The organism is Shewanella sp. FDAARGOS_354, from assembly GCF_002209245.2.
Classification (GTDB): Bacteria; Pseudomonadota; Gammaproteobacteria; order Enterobacterales; family Shewanellaceae; genus Shewanella; species Shewanella xiamenensis.
In genome coordinates this window covers 4528583-4546442 of sequence record NZ_CP022089.2, presented here as the reverse complement: position 1 = coordinate 4546442, position 17860 = coordinate 4528583, and the positions used below count along the sequence as shown (strand labels likewise).

At 45.5% G+C, this 17860-nt stretch carries 17 protein-coding genes; 7 read left to right on the top strand and 10 right to left on the bottom strand.

All coding sequences use genetic code 11. The features are described from left to right. Positions 1-42 precede the first annotated feature (42 nt). A complete protein-coding gene (locus tag CEQ32_RS20495; RefSeq protein ID WP_088586732.1) occupies positions 43-3921 on the top strand; it encodes a S8 family serine peptidase in 3879 nt (1292 codons plus the stop codon). 68 nt (positions 3922-3989) lie between these two features. On the opposite strand, the gene CEQ32_RS20490 is transcribed toward CEQ32_RS20495, so the two are convergent. From CEQ32_RS20490 to CEQ32_RS20450, 9 genes are all read right to left on the bottom strand, one after another. Then, positions 3990-4760, bottom strand: coding sequence for an ABC transporter permease (locus CEQ32_RS20490; protein ID WP_088586731.1), 771 nt, complete (start codon positions 4758-4760; stop codon positions 3990-3992). Next, the gene (locus CEQ32_RS20485) at positions 4757-5695 is read right to left on the bottom strand and encodes an ABC transporter ATP-binding protein (protein ID WP_122040782.1); all 939 of its coding nucleotides are present in this window, start codon (positions 5693-5695) and stop codon (positions 4757-4759) included. Before CEQ32_RS20485 ends, CEQ32_RS20490 begins: the two co-directional genes overlap by 4 nt. Positions 5696-5946: 251 nt before the next feature. Continuing rightward, positions 5947-6477 (bottom strand): hypoxanthine phosphoribosyltransferase, encoded by a 531-nt coding sequence (gene hpt / locus CEQ32_RS20480; protein WP_037421839.1) that lies wholly within the window; start codon positions 6475-6477, stop codon positions 5947-5949. 7 nt (positions 6478-6484) lie between these two features. Further along, positions 6485-7144 carry a flavin prenyltransferase UbiX gene (locus tag CEQ32_RS20475; protein WP_088586730.1) on the bottom strand — a complete coding sequence of 220 codons (660 nt, stop codon included), beginning with the start codon at positions 7142-7144 and terminating at the stop codon, positions 6485-6487. Position 7145: 1 nt separating this feature from the next. After that, positions 7146-8543, bottom strand: a complete 1398-nt coding sequence (gene mpl / locus CEQ32_RS20470) for a UDP-N-acetylmuramate:L-alanyl-gamma-D-glutamyl-meso-diaminopimelate ligase (protein ID WP_088586729.1) — start codon at positions 8541-8543, stop codon at positions 7146-7148. Between the two features lie 168 nt (positions 8544-8711). Beyond that, the gene (locus CEQ32_RS20465) at positions 8712-9347 is read right to left on the bottom strand and encodes a hypothetical protein (RefSeq protein WP_088586728.1); all 636 of its coding nucleotides are present in this window, start codon (positions 9345-9347) and stop codon (positions 8712-8714) included. Positions 9348-9523: 176 nt separating this feature from the next. After that, a complete protein-coding gene (locus CEQ32_RS20460; protein WP_088586727.1) occupies positions 9524-10387 on the bottom strand; it encodes a sterol desaturase family protein in 864 nt (287 codons plus the stop codon). 52 nt (positions 10388-10439) lie between these two features. Further along, positions 10440-11471 (bottom strand): DUF2804 domain-containing protein, encoded by a 1032-nt coding sequence (locus CEQ32_RS20455; protein WP_088586726.1) that lies wholly within the window; start codon positions 11469-11471, stop codon positions 10440-10442. 242 nt (positions 11472-11713) lie between these two features. Then, positions 11714-12277, bottom strand: coding sequence for a porin family protein (locus tag CEQ32_RS20450; RefSeq protein ID WP_088586725.1), 564 nt, complete (start codon positions 12275-12277; stop codon positions 11714-11716). A gap of 136 nt (positions 12278-12413) precedes the next feature. Here CEQ32_RS20450 and CEQ32_RS20445 point away from each other — a divergent pair, with 136 nt between their 5' ends. The 4 genes from CEQ32_RS20445 to CEQ32_RS20430 all read left to right on the top strand — a co-directional run bounded on the left by CEQ32_RS20445 (position 12414) and on the right by CEQ32_RS20430 (position 15544). Next, positions 12414-12980 carry a YajG family lipoprotein gene (locus tag CEQ32_RS20445; RefSeq protein WP_088586724.1) on the top strand — a complete coding sequence of 189 codons (567 nt, stop codon included), beginning with the start codon at positions 12414-12416 and terminating at the stop codon, positions 12978-12980. A 33-nt stretch (positions 12981-13013) separates the two neighbouring features. Continuing rightward, on the top strand, positions 13014-13601 hold the full coding sequence (locus tag CEQ32_RS20440; protein WP_011073582.1) for a peptidylprolyl isomerase: 588 nt from the start codon (positions 13014-13016) through the stop codon (positions 13599-13601). 71 nt (positions 13602-13672) lie between these two features. Next, positions 13673-13993 carry a hypothetical protein gene (locus CEQ32_RS20435; RefSeq protein ID WP_037421860.1) on the top strand — a complete coding sequence of 107 codons (321 nt, stop codon included), beginning with the start codon at positions 13673-13675 and terminating at the stop codon, positions 13991-13993. 156 nt (positions 13994-14149) lie between these two features. Beyond that, positions 14150-15544 carry an AmpG family muropeptide MFS transporter gene (locus CEQ32_RS20430; RefSeq protein ID WP_088586723.1) on the top strand — a complete coding sequence of 465 codons (1395 nt, stop codon included), beginning with the start codon at positions 14150-14152 and terminating at the stop codon, positions 15542-15544. 86 nt (positions 15545-15630) lie between these two features. Here the strand turns inward: CEQ32_RS20430 and CEQ32_RS20425 are convergent, their stop codons facing one another. Further along, the gene (locus CEQ32_RS20425) at positions 15631-16116 is read right to left on the bottom strand and encodes a YajQ family cyclic di-GMP-binding protein (RefSeq protein WP_037422293.1); all 486 of its coding nucleotides are present in this window, start codon (positions 16114-16116) and stop codon (positions 15631-15633) included. Positions 16117-16278: 162 nt separating this feature from the next. On the opposite strand from CEQ32_RS20425, the gene CEQ32_RS20420 reads away from it, so the two are divergent. After that, positions 16279-16641, top strand: coding sequence for a VanZ family protein (locus CEQ32_RS20420; protein ID WP_088586722.1), 363 nt, complete (start codon positions 16279-16281; stop codon positions 16639-16641). Continuing rightward, on the top strand, positions 16641-17672 hold the full coding sequence (locus CEQ32_RS20415; protein ID WP_088586721.1) for a ketopantoate reductase family protein: 1032 nt from the start codon (positions 16641-16643) through the stop codon (positions 17670-17672). The genes CEQ32_RS20420 and CEQ32_RS20415 overlap by 1 nt, the downstream gene beginning before the upstream one ends. Positions 17673-17860 lie beyond the last annotated feature (188 nt).

The window sequence follows — 17860 nt, the reverse complement described above, 5'->3', positions numbered from 1 at the left end:
TTAATTTTGCACTACAAGCATTAATTGACAAGGAATGAAGTTGTGAAGACAAAACTATCTATCGCTATCTCCGCGGCACTATTATCAAGTGCTGCTGTTGCAAACAGTGAATTTACCTTTAAACCATACTCTCCTGAAATGTCCTCCCATGAGAAATACAGTAAACCTCAGGTTGCTGTATCCAATATTGCAGCTCCACAGCGTTTTATCGTTGAAATGGAATCTCCTGCACTGGCGGCTTATCAGGGTGGGATAGGTTCATTTGCTCCAACAGCATCCACAAAAGAAGGGCAAAAACTAAACGTACAATCCGCTGAAGTTAAAAGCTATGCCAGCCATCTCGCCAAAGAACAAAATAATTTTGCATCAGCTTTAGCAAAGACAATTCCTAATGCAAAAGTTGAGCGTCATTTCCAAACTCTTTTTAATGGTGTAACCGTTGTTGGCCAAGGATTAAGTGCCGAAAAACTGGCTAAAATGCCTGGCGTTAAATCCGTCTACCCAGAGACCATGTATGAAACAAACATGGATGCATCTCACCAAGTGATTAATTCCCAAGCAATGTGGGAAGCCGTTTCAGGGATGGAAAATGCAGGTAAAGGAGTTAAAGTCGCAATCATTGATGGCGGTATTCGCCCCGAAAACCCAATGTTTGCAGATGCAGGTTTCACTGCCCCAAGTGGTAACCTACCTTCAGATGATTATTGCTCTACTGTTGATGCCTCTTTTTGTAACAACAAACTCATAGTTGCGCGTTGGTCACAACCGACCTTCCCCGTTTGTGCAAAAGAATACATGAGCCCACTCGGTTATGGTGGGCATGGTACCCACGTGGCGGGAACGGCTGTAGGTAATAAGGTTTCAACAACATTCAAAGATATTCCTGTTGAGTTATCGGGCGTCGCTCCAGCCGCATATCTGATGGTCTATAAAGCACTTTATAGTAATCTCGAGTGTGAAAGAGGCAGCGGCTCAAACATTATGTTAATGGAGGCATTGGAACATGCTGTCAATGATGGTGCTGATGTTATTAACAACTCTTGGGGTGGTGGCGCGGGTGGAGATCCTGCTAGTAGCCCATATAAAACCATGTTTGAAGCGGCAGAAGCTGCCGGCGTTGTTGTAGTCACTGCTGCAGGTAATGATGGTAATGGCGCGCAAACAGTGGGATGTCCTGGCTGTATTGAATCAGGGATTACCGTTGCGAACACGACAACAGGTCGCTATTTTGCCAATAGTTTCAATGCTGGTGGTGAAGATTTACTCGCAATACCAAGCTCAGATGCTGTATTGAGCGCAGATATTACAGCACCTATCATTGCAGCTAAAAATCTAAATGCTGAGAATGCCAATGGGTGTGATGCCTTTCCAGCAGATTCATTTAAGGACGGTATCGCATTAATTTCTCGTGGCGTATGTAACTTCTCATTAAAAGCAGCCAATGCTAAAGCTGCAGGCGCCAAAGCCGTCGTTGTATACAATAGTGTTGCGGGCGCTCCGATTACCATGTCTATGCCCGATGATCCATTTCCTGCACTAATGATTACTAAAGATGCTGGTTTAGCCATTATAGAAGCCATGGGAGACACTCCAACAATTGGAACGTTGTCGGCAACAACCAAACGCATTATCGCACCTGAACTTGCTGATAATTTAAATAGCTCAAGTTCACGAGGCCCTAACGGTAATCAAAATATCCTAAAACCTGATATCGCGGCACCGGGCACAGATATTCTATCTGCTTACTCACCAGATGATGGTGGGCAAGGATTAGATTTCAATGCCATTTCAGGTACCAGTATGGCAAGTCCTCATGTTGCGGGAGCAGCTGCTCTTATGAGTCAATTGCATCCAGACTGGAGCCCAAATGATATCAAAACCGCGCTCACCTCTACGGCTAAATATGTCGATATTCTTGATGATGACTCTGTAACAGCGGCTAACCCATTTGACATGGGGGCTGGTCGTATGAATTTAGATGCAGCAGCGAAAGCGGTGCTAACCTTCGACAAACCATCAATCGCCTCTGACTCTTGTGTTGGACCATGTACTTTCACTCGCACTGTTTATAACAAAAGTGACAGTACAACGTCTTGGAGCTTATCAGCTTCATCCGATAGCACAGGTATCACAGTATCGCCGTCTACATTAGAACTTGCCGCAGGTGCCTCTGCCACATTTACAGTAACAGTTGACTCAACGTTCGCTAAATATGGTGAGTGGATCTTCGGAAACATATTGCTCAATAGCAATGAGGGGCGACAAAATGCTCACTTACCTCTAGCGGTTCTGGCTAAAGAATCAAGTAATGCATCCCTCATTTCAACCAATACGACCAAATCAGATATTAACGCCAGTGATGTCATCCCTGTGGTAGCAACACTCACTAATACTCTGTTTGAAAACACAGTTACTTTTACAGCACAAGCACCTAAAGGGACTAAGCTGACCTCCAAAGATGATGTCAATGTCACATTAGCTGGAGCAACCCAAAATGGCTTGCAGGTAAACGAAGATTTAGGCCTAATCACTTGGGTTGGTTCTCTTAATTTACCTAAGATGGCGACCACAAAAGGGGCTCAAAGATTCCCAAGTATCATTGGATTAGGAACCAACCCTATCACTTGTAGAACTGGATGTGATGAGGTGAGCTTCAGTTATAATGTTCCTAGCTTTAAATATAACGGTGTCAGTTACTCCAGAATTACATTATCGGATAACGGTATGGCAATTGTTGGGGGAGGAAATACGAGTGGTTCTTATGCTAATAAGCAGCTACCTGATGGTGCAAATCCCAATAATATTCTAGCGCCATTCTGGTCTGACTTTGATTTATCAGATAAAACGGTTGGCGATACTGGTGGCGGTGATCTTGCTATTGGCGTGTTTACCGACAATGCAGGTGTAACATGGCTCGCTTTAGAGTGGAATAAAGGCAAGCTCTATGGTGATACATCAGGTTCGGAATATACTTTCAGTATTTGGATTCGGACGGGTGCTACAGAAGAAGTTGTATTCAACTATATCGATATTCCAAACATGCCATCTGCAGTCACCATTGGTGCAGAAAACATAGGAGGAACGATTGGTAGCACATATCACTTTAATGGCACTGGTGGCACTGTCACATCTGGCGATGCTGTAACCTTAAGAAACACAACCGCTGGTAATGTAACGATTAATTACAGTGCTAAAGCAACGTCTCTTAATGTTGGTCAAGCGGATGTAATTGACACTGATGAAGAAACTCTAGTTTCTATTAATGTCCTTGAAAATGACATTAAACCAGATCAAAAGGTAGCCCAAGCCTCTGTCACCGGCGATGGCATGACAGCAAAAGCACTACGTGTTATTGACGTTATGCCCAAGGGGCCTTTAGGTGGCGTAAAAATAGTACAAGCTCCTACCCACGGTACCGCAGTGGTGAGTACTGAAGGTCATATTGACTATACCCCTAGTGTCGATTTCTTTGGTACTGATACGCTGAGCTACACATCCGTTGATGAAGATGGCAATACTGGAGAAGCTGCAATGGTCACTATTAACGTTCACAATGTTAATGATGCGCCAACTGTCGCTCCTGTAGGCTCAACAGGTGTAGAAGGTTCGACAGTAACAGCTACCGCTAATGGTGCAGATATAGACCAAGATACTTTAACCTATAACTGGGTACAAACGAGTGGAACCCCTGTTACCTTCACAAATGGTGGTGGAACGATCAGCTTCACCGCTCCAGCAGGTGCCCAATCGCTGGTATTTACAGTAGTTGCGTCTGATGGTGAGCTAGAAAGTGCTCCAGGCACTGCAACTGTCACAGTAACAGCCAAACCAACACCCGCTAAAAAGAACGGTGGCGGTTCTCTTGGTTGGTTAACAGCTTTACTCTTGCCACTGGCGTTTATTCGTCGTCGTATGAAGTAATATTTTGTTAAAAACAAAAGGGAGCTCTTTAGTAGCTCCCTTTTTATTAGATGTAATGCGAAGAAATATTACGAACGCAGCCCGATCCCGCGTGAGATAAGATAGTAAGCTAACGCCCATAAAGCGATACAAAAGCCCACCATAATGCCAATAGAAAGCGGAATGCTGATATCGGCAAAACCTAAGAAACCGTAACGGAAGACGTTGATCATATAGACCACAGGATTCAGTGCCGACACGCCTTGCCAAAAGGATGGCAGTAACGACAGAGAATAAAATACGCCACCAAGGTAAGTTAATGGCGTGAGCACAAACGTCGGGATGATGCTGATATCATCGAAACTCTTGGCAAATACCGCATTAATTAATCCCCCTAAGGAGAACAGCACTGAGGTTAAAAATACCGTCATAACTACAAGGCCCGCATGGTGCAAGCTGATGTCGACAAAGAACATGGCAACTAGCGTGACGATTAAACCAACGCATAAGCCCCGAGCGACACCGCCACCCACATAGCCTGCAATCATCACATAGTGAGGCACGGGTGCGACCATTAACTCCTCGAGATTGCGCTGAAATTTCGCGCTATAGAAAGAGCTCGCCACATTCGAATAGGAGTTAGTAATCACCGACATCATGATTAAACCTGGCGCGATAAACTCCATATAAGATACGCCACCCATATCGCCAATGCGGCTACCGACCAAGTTACCGAAAATCAAAAAATACAAGGTCATAGTGATCGCTGGCGGAACTAAAGTCTGGATCCAGATCCGAGTAAAACGATTGATTTCCTTGGTTAATATGCTTTTGAAGGCGATAAAATACAGCTGTTTCATGCCTTAGCTCCTTGGGTTTTCTTCACTAACTCCACAAACAATTCTTCTAATCGATTGGACTTATTGCGCATCGACAACACTTCCACATTGGCCGCGGTTAATTGGGTAAACACATCGTTGAGATTGTGATCCTTTGCCACATCGACCTCTAAGGTATGCGGATCGGTTAAACGGCACACCATGCCATCGAGTGTTGGCGCGACATTGATATCGCGGCGAAGGTCAAGGATAAAGGTTTCAAGATTCAGCTTACTCAGCAAGGTCTTCATGCTAGTACACTCCACCAGCACGCCCTTATCGATAATGCCGATATTGCGACACAGCATTTCAGCTTCTTCAAGATAGTGGGTGGTCAGTATGATAGTCACACCCTGCTGATTAATTTGCTTGAGGAATTCCCACATTGAGCGTCGTAGCTCAATATCGACCCCCGCAGTTGGTTCATCTAAGATCAGTAACTTAGGTTCGTGCATCAGGGCGCGGGCAATCATTAACCGCCGCTTCATCCCCCCCGACAAGGTGCGGGACTGACTATTACGCTTCTCCCACAAATCCAGCTGGCTTAAGTATTTTTGGGCTCGCTCAAGAGCCACGGCCTTAGGTACGCCATAATAACCCGCCTGATTCACCACAATTTGCAGCACAGTTTCAAACTGGTTGAAGTTAAACTCTTGCGGCACTAAACCAATACACAGCTTGGCTTCTTCGAGTTGCTTATCAATATCAAAATCAAAAACCTGCACAGAACCAGCGGTTTTCTGCACCAAGGAGCAGATAATCCCAATGGTAGTCGACTTACCCGCGCCGTTAGGGCCTAACAGTGCAAAAAAGTCTCCCTGTTCAACGGTAAGGCTAATGCCCTTTACCGCTTCTACACCGCCTTTGTAGGTTTTTTTTAGCCCCTCGAGTACGAGAGCATGGGCATGCTTGGCCATAGTGCTACCTGATCCTGAAAGAATAAACGAAATACTAAAATGGTGACGAAAACAGCAAATGCAATACGCTAAGCTGTATAAAAACGAATTATGACTCTAATTGATTGAAAAAATAGTTATTAATTTATTAAAAATAACTAATAGAGCACCATACATAGGTTAGTTACACCAAATCGCATTCGTGTGACCAACTTTCTACACAAAACAAAACTCCCGCCTAGGCGGGAGTTTGAGTCATAACGCATCTGGGCTTATTCGAGCGGCACCACTTTGGCGATATAAGGCAAGTTGCGATATTGCTCAGCATAATCGATGCCGTAACCCACAATAAACTCATCTGGGATAGTAAAACCGATAAAGTCGACTTTTACATCCACTTCGCGGCGCTCGGGTTTATCCAACAGAGTGCACAGGGCTAAGCTCTTTGGCTCACGCAATAACAGCATTTCGCGCACTTTGTTTAAGGTGTTACCCGAGTCAATTAAGTCTTCCACAATCAACACGTCGCGGCCCGCGATATCCGATTGCACATCCTTCAGCACTTTCACATCCCGTGAGCTGGTCATGGAATTGCCATAACTCGAAACCGACATAAAATCGATTTCAACATGGCCTTTAATACGGCGGCACAGATCAGCCATAAATACGACTGAGCCTTTTAATAATCCCACCATCAGCAAACGCTCGCTGTTGGCATAGTGGGCATTGATTTGCTCGGCCATTTGATCCAATTTTTGGCTAATCTCTTCAGCGGAGATCATCACTTCGGTGGTGTGTTTCATATCAGTCTCAATTGTCGATGTCAGTAGGGGAGTGTTTGTCATAACCCCAACGACTCGTTAATGCATGGTCAACGCCCAAATGATCGAGGATTCGAGCGACCATGAAGTCTACCAGATCTTCAACCGATTTGGGATTGTGATAAAAGCCAGGCGCCGCAGGCATAATAGTGACACCTAAGCGCGATAGGTTGAGCATATGCTCTAAGTGTATGGCATTAAAGGGAGTTTCCCGCGGAACGAGGATCAGTTGACCACGTTCTTTTAACACCACATCCGCTGCGCGCTCGAGCAAATTATTGCTCATTCCCGTCGCAACAGCTGCCATTGTCCCCGTCGAGCAAGGACAGATCACCATTTGTTTGGGTGCAGCACTGCCTGAGGCTGGCGGCGAAAACCACTCATCCTTGCCTAATACCACTAACTCACCAGATAAAGTTGCATTCTTTTCTGCAAGCACCTCTAACAATTGCGCCTTAGCTTTATCGCTGTTAGCACTGAGCTGCAAGCCATGTTCAGTCGCCAGCACCACACGTGCAGCGCTTGAGATCATTAAAAACACTTGGTAGCCCGAGGCTAATAAGCATTCTAATAACTTCAAACCATAGGGTGCCCCCGAGGCTCCAGTCCAGGCTAAGCTAATGGCTTTCTCAGATTTGGCATAGGCCATATTAGTCCGCCTGCTGAACAAACTGTGGGCTAACTTCAAGCGCCGCCAACAGCTTTTTATGTAAGCCGCCAAAACCACCGTTACTCATCACCACGATAGTGTCACCCGCTTTTGCCGAGGCAGCCACTTTAGCGACAACATCATCAATTTGATGCAGGACAGTCACAGGGATCACCGCCGCTTCCATCGCCTCTTTCATATTCCAATCGATAGTATCGGCTTGATATAAAAAGGCTTCGTCCGCTTGCAGCATGGAATGGGCCAAAGTGTCCTTATGTACACCACTCTTCATGGTGTTTGAGCGCGGCTCTAATACGATAGTGATTTTGCTTTGACCGACCTTGGCACGCATGCCCTTAATGGTGGTCGCTATCGCCGTTGGATGGTGGGCAAAATCATCGTATACGCTGACGCCGTGGACAGTGCCCAACAACTCTAGGCGACGTTTCGGCGGTACAAAGCGGGTTAATGCATCAATCGCAGCACTCGGTTTAACCCCAACATGGCGCGCGGCTGCGATGGCCATTACTGCGTTTTCAATATTGTGCTGACCAATCAGCGCCCATTCGAGCACGCCTTGTGATTCGCCGTCGAAGAAGACTTCAAACTCATGGCAATCATCACTTAAGGCCTTAGCATGCCAACCTTTAGTCGCATCAGTGGTATGGAAAGTCTCCTGTTCGCTCCAGCAGCCCATATCAATGGTTTGCTTTACCGCGTGGGAATCGGCCGGCCAAATTACTTTGCCTTGTCCTGGCACAGTTCGGATCAAATGATGGAACTGTTTTTGGATCGCCGCTAAATCGGCAAAAATATCAGCATGGTCAAATTCGAGGTTATTAATCACCAGCGTACGGGGATGATAATGCACAAATTTAGAACGCTTATCGAAGAAGGCACTGTCGTATTCATCAGCTTCGACCACAAAAAATGCCGATTCCCCTAAACGGGCCGACACACCAAAGTTTTGTGGCACACCGCCAATCAAGAAACCGGGTTGATAACCGCAATCCTCTAAGATCCACGCCAGCATGCTTGAAGTGGAGGTTTTTCCATGGGTACCAGATACGGCTAACACCCAACGCTCAGGCAGAATATGATCGGCTAAAAACTGTGGTCCAGAGGTGTAAGGGATCCCAAGGTTTAATACCGCTTCGACACAAGGATTACCTCGGCTCATGGCATTACCAATCACCACAAGATCGGGATAACTGCCCGCTTCACCTAACTGACTTGGATCAAAACCTTGAATGAGTTCAATACCTTGCTCTTCAAGCTGCGTACTCATCGGTGGATAGACGTTGGCATCCGAGCCTGTCACTCTGTGCCCTTTTGCCCTAGCCAAGAGTGCTAGGCCACCCATGAAGGTTCCACAAATTCCTAAAATATGTACGTGCATACCGCTCGCTCTGATGTTTTTGAATTCAAGGCTATTCTAATCCATAGCACCGCAGATTGGCAGGTTAGGATCTCGGAAAAGCCACTTGTTTGGCAAAGATCCTGAGAGCGGAATAAATTTTAACAATTGGCTGAAGTTTAACTAACAGAATTATGCCACTAGGCTCACTTATCCGCGCAAGCTGGCATAGAGCTTGGGATATTGACTGCGGTGACGATTAAAGAGGAATTGACGTAGGGCTTCTCGCTCTTCGGCTTCGGCCTGAAATCTGACAATCGCCAGTCCCTCTTCATGGCGGATAGGCTCGATTTTGACCCGCATGGTTTCACCATCGGGCAACTGTAATTGCAGTTCTTGGCTATCGACCAATTGTTCAAACTGTTGTGATGATTTAGCACGAATCGCCATGCCAGAACTCGATAAAGACACCACAGACCATTGTTCGCCCTGATCTTGGTCGAAGATCCACACATCTTCAGGCTGAGTCAAACGCCAACTCCGCTCAGCCCCTTTTGCGTCTAACACTTCAGGCACCCCAAGAGTGGGCTGTAATTGGCCAAAATCATCGAGACGCATCTCAAGGGGAAACCAGAGCTTATAGGAGCCAACTTCAGCCAATAGGGTCAACTTGGCCTTACCCAATAGCGAGGCGAGCGCCTGTGGCACCTCGGTTTTGACCGTTAATACATGGTTAACCAAAGGCTCAGGATGAGCATCCTCAGTGCTATGGGTTATACGATTGGGGGAAAATAGCTCTCTAAAACAAGCTAATTCCTCTAAGGTTAAATGCGGCTCATCAACCATACGACAACCTACTCAGATGAATCACTTGTACAAAAAATTACCACTAAAGCGTGATTCTGTATATTTTTTCAGCGATTAATTTGCAAAAAAAGAAAAGTAGGCTAGCAAGGTTAAGATCTGACTCCAATTACCCATTTGCACTATTTGAAGATGGATGATTCCTGAATTTAAGCAACTCACTTATCTTTTTGCTGACTGGCAGGAGGGGCGAATAACAGCTTAAGCCGCTCTGAAAAGCTCAGCCCCTTAGTCGTGACATCACTAAACATATCGCGCCATTCGCTAAAGGTCACTTTGATTGGATTAAAACTGTTGACGGGTTTAGTGATGCCATAAATCACGGTTTCCTCTTCAGGAACAAAGGTACCGAAAAGTTTGTCCCAGATAATCAAGATACCGGCATAATTTTTATCGATATATTGCGGATTACGCCCATGGTGCACCCTGTGGTGGGAAGGCGTATTAAACAGCCATTCCAATGGGCCGAGTTTTCTCACCGCTTGGGTGTGCACAAAAAACTGTAATCCCAAATTGAGCAGCACCACAAAAACCACCCAATTAGGGTCGAAACCCAAAATTACCAACGGCAACCAAAACACCCACATACCAGCGAAGGGATACATCAAACTCTGGCGAAACGCGGTGCTAAAATTCATATTATCCGAACTATGGTGCACCACGTGGGCTGCCCACATCCACCGTACTCGATGGCTTGCACGATGGAACCAGTAATAGCAAAAATCTTGGGCAATCATCAGCAGCACAAAGCTGAATGGCCCCATTTGAATATCGAATAATTTCCAACCAAATACCGCAAGATACAATTTAGCGATCAGCAGGCCGGCCAAGATATCCACCCCTTGGTGCATGGCAGCGAGGCTAAAATTACACAGCACTTCCTTTGGATAGTAACGGGCGCTAACGGGCAGTTTCTGTCTTCTGTCACCGAAATACCATTCCAGCAAAATGCAGACAAAAAACAGTGGAGCCAATACCAGTAACAGCACTTCGGGATGATTAATTAACGCAGCGATATCCATATACCTTTATCCTATTGTTATTATTGTATTAAAGCGTAAATCTGCCCATGGTCTACCAGCGAGCGTAATGATCCTCGGTTAATCCCAATACATTGTTGAGTTGGAATCTCCGCCCCTGATTGTCAATGATAAAACCGCTAAAAAGCCCCAGATATTGACGGAAGTTACTCTTCAGCAAGATAAAATTGCGTTTTTCACTGCGGCAATTTCTCGCGGTAAACTCTAAATCGACGCGGCCATCGTGACTATGAATACGCCAGAGATCTGTGCCCTGCTGGCCATGACGGTCAAATTCAAATTGTACTGGTCCGAGTAAATGCCGCTCACCATTGATCCAAAACACATTTTCATTAGCACCAGTTTCATTCACGCCCGCAGCAAGATTTAATCCAATCACTCCGTCGTCAATTTGCGCACTCAGCGATGCCCAACGCCAACTGGTATCTCGGCGCATAAATCCCGCGGAAAAATCATAGCCTGCGAGGGCGAAATTCAATGGCTGCGGTTCATGATCTACGGTGAGTTGTCCTTTGACCGACAAACCATTGTGTTTTTGCGTATAGGTCCAGCCGTTGTATCCCGTGGGGCTACACATGGCCATAGGTAAACTTAAAGGCAATGCATGTAAGGTTAAATCGGCTTGAATGCTTTTAGTATCAATGACTAAATGCCAACTCCCCTCTTGGATTTTAAAGGTTATGCGCTTACCTTTGCCGCCAATGGTTGCCGTGCCATTGGCTGGAGAAGGCGTCATCCGGTAGCCAAACCCTAGGGGTTTTAGCCAGTCCTGCTGAGTTAACCTATTGTTTTTAATATCATATAAATAACAAAATCCACTGCCAAGGTAGGCGATATCCGCGAGCGCAACACCAATAATATAACGGGGCGTAACGATAGAAATAAATTGGAACTGCTTATAGTCAAACCGTTTCGCCCAAGCCGATGCAGGCTTATCCATAGTATCGAAATAGGCAAAATCCGCTAAACCTAAGCGACTGACTATACCGTCGAAATGACCAAAATGTGGCTGACCTTTGGCATTGATCAAACTGTCGGGGGCGATTTGGGTGATAATCCTAGACATAACTTCGCCTTTGCTTTTGCACTCGAGGGAGCATTTATGCTCTCTTATTTAATGTTGAATTTTTACTCTAACCTGTCATTCATTGCATTAAAAGAGTGCAAGCTCAAATTGTTGTGATTTTGTTGCCGAGAGGAGTTCGGTTTAGTTTCCCCAAAAAGCCATTAAAAAAGCGCCCAAAGGCGCTTAGTTGAGACAAACCCACTTAATCAAATATTGACGAATCCAGTGGAACACCTTAGTCGTTAAAATCGATAGCTGATACCAAAGTTTACCCCTTGCAACTCTAGCTCTTTCATCGGCACATATTGGTATTCGAGGTTTAGCCCAAAGCCCGAGCGAAAACGATATTGCCAACCGATAGCGCCGTAAAAGCCCACATCGTCCGAATCCATCTCCTGCTTTTCAAACTCATAACTCACTTTAGTGTAGGCTGCACCAACTTTGGCATACAGACTATTACCACGAGACAGAGCATACTCACCGTAAGCAGTAGCTCTCACGCCTTGGTAATCTAAGTCTTTTATATCACTGATCGCACTAACAAGCGCACTCGCCACGCCACCAGAGCCCGCTAAATATCCCGCTTCAAATCCAAAATGCTCGTTGAGCATATAGCGGTAATACAAGTCGCCAGTAAATGTATCACCCGTATCATATTTACCGCTTTTAGTTTCAAACTCTTGGGTGCCATAGCCTAAGCTGCCGCCTAACACATGGGGTGAATCGGTAGCATTGGCTTTCCCGATTGCCAAACCACCGAATAGTACAAATGACAACAGCCAAATATTGATTGTTAAGTATTTCATATTGTTTAAATTCAGTATTTAAATGTCGTCACATCATAACCTTTACACCTGTACAAAAACTGAACCCGAGCGCATTGTGGCAACAGAGATGATTTCTGGTATGCTGTAACCACTTTTTACTAGCATGAGATTCCACATGAAACGGTTATTATTGACGCTGACTTTTCCTTTACTTTTTGTAGGCTGCGCGAGCCAAAATCAGACTCATATGGCATTTAGTCCACAGGTTCCAGATATTAGCCAACAGACTTCAAGACCGCTGCAAATCTCATTAGACACAATCGACACTCGTAACGCCGAATACGTTGCGCGTTTTATGGAAGAAGGCACCAAAACCCGTTTAGTCGGCCCAAGCGAGCCCCCTAAGTTATTACTCGACGAAGTATTTCGTAACGGTTTCACTCAAGCGGGATACCAAATCGATCCCAGCGCAACCAACTCTGTTCAAATTCAATTAGAAGAATTACAGATGGATGTCACCAAAAAGACCTTTGGCTACGAAGCCAAACACAGCGTCCGTATCGCAGTCCAAGCACGTAATTCCAATCAAGAATTGGTCAAACGCTATAAAGCCAAGGGGGTCTTAAAAGGCCCATTAACTCCTGACTTTGCCACCTTAGAAATGGATATGAATAAGCTCCTCGGTCAACTCACAGGAGAGATTCTAAATGACCCAGAGTTAAACCAGTTTCTACAACAATAATTGCGCAAGTTTATAATGATTAAGGAAAGAATGATGTTTCGTTGGATATCCGCACTTTTAGTTCTCTGTGCAAGTTATAGCAGCTGGGCGGCAATCGACATTCAACCCGATAGCTTGTATCCCCAGGTCGAGTTTGATACGAGTTTAGGTAAGATTGTCGTCGAACTCGATAGAACTCGCGCGCCGATTACGGTTGATAACTTCCTCACCTATGTGGTCAAAGGAGAGTACAACAACACGATTTTCCACCGTGTGATCAGTGACTTTGTCGTTCAAGGTGGTGGACTGAACCCACAATTAGAAGAGTTGCCAGCGGGCAAGCCGATAGTCAACGAATCAGGTAATGGTTTATCAAATAGTATGGGCACCATTGCCATGGCCCGTGATAATGAGCCCCATTCTGCCACCCGTCAGTTTTATTTTAATGTTGCGGACAATACAAAGCTGGATCCATCAAAACGCCGTTGGGGATATGCGGTATTTGGTGAAGTGATCGAAGGAAAGCAAGTCCTCGAAGCCATGGCTGTGGTAGAGACCACTACTAATGCCAAACTGAATTGGCCCGATGTGCCAGTAACACCTATCATATTGAAAACAGCTAAATTACTCCCAAAAAAATAATCGAAAAAAAATTTGAGCAAAAGCCCTAATCCTCCATCTATACTGTACAAGCAGAAAGAAAGGAGGCAAGGGTGACGATTGAAGAATTTATCGATAATAAAGCGCCCCAACTTGCAGTATATGGGAAAGCGTTTTTGAGTGATGAACTCGATTTCTGCGAGATCCAGCTCTATTTATGGGACACACTTGAAGAATGGCAACAACTCATTCCAACAAGTGAAGCGCAAACAGAAATGGAAACCGTGTTTTGGCACTTGCTCCATAGCTTTAGTAAGTGGCCAGACTGGATGATCCGCGGCAATCAGTACCTGTGTCAGCAGTTGCATGCGTGCTGTGACTTCCTCTGTTTGGGAGGCCAAATGCCCTCGGGTTGTATCGGTATCCGACCTTGAACAATCCCTTCTTAAAAGACTCAGCTTGCTGGGTCTTTTTATTTTTAGCTTTTGCAAACAAAATCGCTCTGAGCATCAAAAGGAGATACCTTGCCCCTTGAACCTAACCACATCTTACCCGTAAGCTAGGCGGATTCGACTCTTCGGCTAATACATATGTCCGTACCCAGTTTTACTCGTCGCACCTTAGATTCCTTGAGTGTTTATTACCATAAACGCGTTTTGATCCTGCTATTACTCGGTTTTTCTGCTGGCCTACCATTAATGCTAGTCTTTTCAACCTTGTCATTTTGGTTACGGGAAGCAGGTGTCGATCGCACCGCTATCGGTTATTTCAGTTGGATAGCCTTAGCCTATGCCTTCAAATGGGCTTGGTCACCGTTAGTAGATAGATTATCACTGCCTTTACTGACGCGCTTTTTAGGCCGGCGACGCGGCTGGATGTTGTTCGCGCAGTTATTACTGGTCGGTGCAATTTTGGGGATGTCTTTTAGTGATCCCGTTAAAGATCTCGAACGCTTAGCTTTGTTTGCATTAATGGTTGCCTTTGCTTCCGCCACCCAAGATATTGTGATTGACGCCTTTCGCATTGAATCCGCACCTGAAAAAATGCAAGCAGCCTTAGCGGCCGCCTATCAGGTGGGTTATCGCAGCGCCATGATTGTGGCGACCGCAGGCGCGCTGACCATCGCTGCTTGGGTTGAGCCAGGTAATACCGAATATAACTTAATCGCTTGGCAAACTTCCTATTTAGTCATGGCTGGACTGATGTTTATTGGGGTTCTAACTACGCTCTTTAGCCAAGAGCCACTGGTCGATACCCGCGCCGCCGATGAGACCGAAATAGCGGTCAAACAACGCTTAAGCGAGCGTTACCCTAAACCTATAGCTGCGAGTCTCTCGTGGATTTATACCGCCAGCATCCTGCCCTTTATCGACTTTTTCAAACGCTATGGCCGTAGTGCTATCTTAATTTTATTGCTGATTTCCTGCTATCGCATCTCAGATATTGTGATGGGAATTATGGCCAACGTGTTTTATGTGGACATGGGATTCACTAAGGAAGAAATTGCCTATTTAAGTAAAATCTATGGCCTTATTATGACCTTGGTTGGCGCAGCCTTTGGCGGAGTCCTGTTAGCCCGCTTCGGTACCATGAAGATATTATTTCTTGGCGCGCTGCTGGTTGCTGTCACTAATTTGCTCTTTGCTTGGCAAGCGGTCATTGGTTATAACGTCAGCTTTTTAACCTTTGCCATTTCGGTTGATAACTTCAGTGCGGGGATTGCCACCGCGGCCTTTATCGCCTATTTATCAAGCCTCACCAGCAGCGGCTATAGCGCAACCCAATACGCCCTGCTCTCTTCGATTATGCTGCTCTTCCCTAAGTTTATTGCGGGTTTCTCGGGGGCTTATGTCGATGCCTATGGTTATGTGAACTTCTTTGTCGCTGCCAGCGTGATTGGCTTTCCTGTGTTGTTACTTATTCATTTAGTGAATAAATACGCCCCCACGTCAGTAACAAACCAGACCAAGAATAATCAGATATAAAAAAGCCCCAAACCGTAAAGGTTTGGGGCTTACTGTATTTTCCACGCTTAAGTTAGCTTAACGCGAACTCAAGCCAATTTTCATGATTAATCGCGGAAGTTATTGAACTGGAAAGGCTGACCAAGATCTGCTTGACGCACTAACGCCATCACAGCTTGTAAATCATCACGGGCTTTGCCCGTCACACGCACTGTGTCGCCTTGGATCTGCGATTGCACTTTAATTTTACTATCTTTGACCATCTTAACGATTTTCTTGGCGATATCCGTCTCGATGCCCTGCTTAAAGCGTACTTTCAGGGAGAAAGTCTTGCCACTGTGAACTGACTTTTCGTCGACATCCATAGTCGAAGGCTCAACATTACGCTTGCTCAATTGAGAACGTAAAATATCCACTAACTGTTTGCACTGGAAATCGTCTTCTGCGGTGAGCGTCACCACATGATCTTTATAATCGATGCTGGCATCTTTACCACGAAAATCAAATCGGCCGCTGAGTTCACGGCGAGAGTTTTCGACCGCGTTACGTAACTCAACCTCGTCAACTTCAGACACAATATCAAATGAAGGCATAGTTGCCGCCCCTTAGGTGATTGTAAATACCCATAGTTTACCGACTCCCTCCCCCAAGTTGAAGGTTAACTTTGTCCCAGCAAGATAAAACTCGGCTTAGGGATGACTTTGGCGACACATTTTCCTATTATGGCGTCACACTAAGATAATCAAATTGTATTTGTGATAACTAAACACACCCTATTCAAACTGGCTTTAGCCGTAGCCTTTGTCGTGATCAGTTATCTGGTGTTCTCCAGACCAACCTATTCGCAAAGCATCCCCCATATCGATAAAGTAGGCCATCTTGGAAGCTTTTTCAGCCTCTCGTATCTGACCTATCTCGCCTTTCGTCCGAAGTGGTATTGGCTCTCACTGGTACTTGCAACTTACGCGATGTTAATTGAGATTGTGCAATCCCGCCTACCCTATCGCAGCGCTTCAATAGGTGATGTGTTGGCTGATTTTGCGGGTATTGCCTTGTTTTATTTTTGTCTTTGGGCCTATCGAAAATATGTTAGTGCCGCACAACTCAAGGAAGAATAATGTTAGGCCAAGATGCGCCATTAGCTATGGAATCTCAAGTCACTGATATCGCGATTTTAGGCGCAGGTGCTGTAGGGCAATTGATTTGCCATCAATTGTCTTCGGCGGGATTAGCGGTAGGCTTAATTGCACGGGACTCCTCGGTATCAAACCTTGAAGCAACTGATTGGCAAAACTTGGTATTTAGCCCTTTGTCCCCAAGCGATGCCGTTACTGACTGTGTGTCCTATCGAGTCCCGCTGCTTAGCGCCGACAAAGCCCACTTACAGCAAGTACAACTGTTGATTGTGTGCGTAAAAGCTTATCAAGTAATTGATGCGATAGGTCCCTTACTCAACAAGTTATCGCCACAATGTCATATCCTATTATTACATAATGGTATGGGGCCACACCTCGCGCTCGCACCAATGTTAAATGGCCGCGGCCTAAGCTTAGGCACGACCTCGCAGGGCGTATTACGTCAGTCATGTTGGCAAGTTAAGCAAACCGGCCAAGGCTTAACCCAGTTGGGTCACTTTACCGGCCCGGCGTTACCACAAACGCTGCGAGATAACCTATTACATGCCATCCCAAACAGTGAGTGGGTTGAGGCGATTATCCCCTGTCTTTGGCAAAAACTGGCCGTAAACGCCGCAATCAATCCTCTTACGGCGCTGCATCAATGCCCCAACGGCGCTTTGGCTCAAGCTGAGTTTAGTGAAACCATTGCTAGTATCCTAGATGAATTAGTCGACGTTGCCGCACATGATGGGATTGAGCTCGACAGGCACTTCTTAGAGGAGCGCGTCTATCGAGTGATTGAACTCACAGCCGCAAACTTCTCATCGATGCACCAAGATGTTGCAAACCACAGACTCACCGAGATAGACCAAATTAATGGCTATATTTGTGACCGCGCCAACGCGCACGGTTTAAGTGCAGCAACTAATGCCAAGATGGTCCGCGCTATTAAACAGCTTTCGGCAATAACGCCACCACGACAACTATATATTCAATTGATTTTAAATAGATTTAATATAAGCCTGCCGTAGAAAATCATTCTCGATAATACTTAACAGTGTTTAAATGCACCCTAATTGGCTTTTTTGCATTTAACGCACCAAGGGCGCGCACCAAGTCAGGGCGCGCTCATCTATTTTTGCACTATTTTGCAGCAAAAATAAGATTTATTTGGGTGCACTACACTATTAACATAATGATAATAAAACATTTATTGTTG

Coding starts and splice junctions, on each gene's coding strand:
- CEQ32_RS20490 (WP_088586731.1), bottom strand. CDS start 4,760: ATGAAACAGCTGTATTTTATCGCCTTCAAAAGCATATTAACCAAGGAA.
- CEQ32_RS20485 (WP_122040782.1), bottom strand. CDS start 5,695: ATGGCCAAGCATGCCCATGCTCTCGTACTCGAGGGGCTAAAAAAAACC.
- hpt (WP_037421839.1), bottom strand. CDS start 6,477: ATGAAACACACCACCGAAGTGATGATCTCCGCTGAAGAGATTAGCCAA.
- CEQ32_RS20475 (WP_088586730.1), bottom strand. CDS start 7,144: ATGGCCTATGCCAAATCTGAGAAAGCCATTAGCTTAGCCTGGACTGGA.
- mpl (WP_088586729.1), bottom strand. CDS start 8,543: ATGCACGTACATATTTTAGGAATTTGTGGAACCTTCATGGGTGGCCTA.
- CEQ32_RS20465 (WP_088586728.1), bottom strand. CDS start 9,347: ATGGTTGATGAGCCGCATTTAACCTTAGAGGAATTAGCTTGTTTTAGA.
- CEQ32_RS20460 (WP_088586727.1), bottom strand. CDS start 10,387: ATGGATATCGCTGCGTTAATTAATCATCCCGAAGTGCTGTTACTGGTA.
- CEQ32_RS20455 (WP_088586726.1), bottom strand. CDS start 11,471: ATGTCTAGGATTATCACCCAAATCGCCCCCGACAGTTTGATCAATGCC.
- CEQ32_RS20450 (WP_088586725.1), bottom strand. CDS start 12,277: ATGAAATACTTAACAATCAATATTTGGCTGTTGTCATTTGTACTATTC.
- CEQ32_RS20445 (WP_088586724.1), top strand. CDS start 12,414: ATGAAACGGTTATTATTGACGCTGACTTTTCCTTTACTTTTTGTAGGC.
- CEQ32_RS20440 (WP_011073582.1), top strand. CDS start 13,014: ATGTTTCGTTGGATATCCGCACTTTTAGTTCTCTGTGCAAGTTATAGC.
- CEQ32_RS20430 (WP_088586723.1), top strand. CDS start 14,150: ATGTCCGTACCCAGTTTTACTCGTCGCACCTTAGATTCCTTGAGTGTT.
- CEQ32_RS20425 (WP_037422293.1), bottom strand. CDS start 16,116: ATGCCTTCATTTGATATTGTGTCTGAAGTTGACGAGGTTGAGTTACGT.
- CEQ32_RS20415 (WP_088586721.1), top strand. CDS start 16,641: ATGTTAGGCCAAGATGCGCCATTAGCTATGGAATCTCAAGTCACTGAT.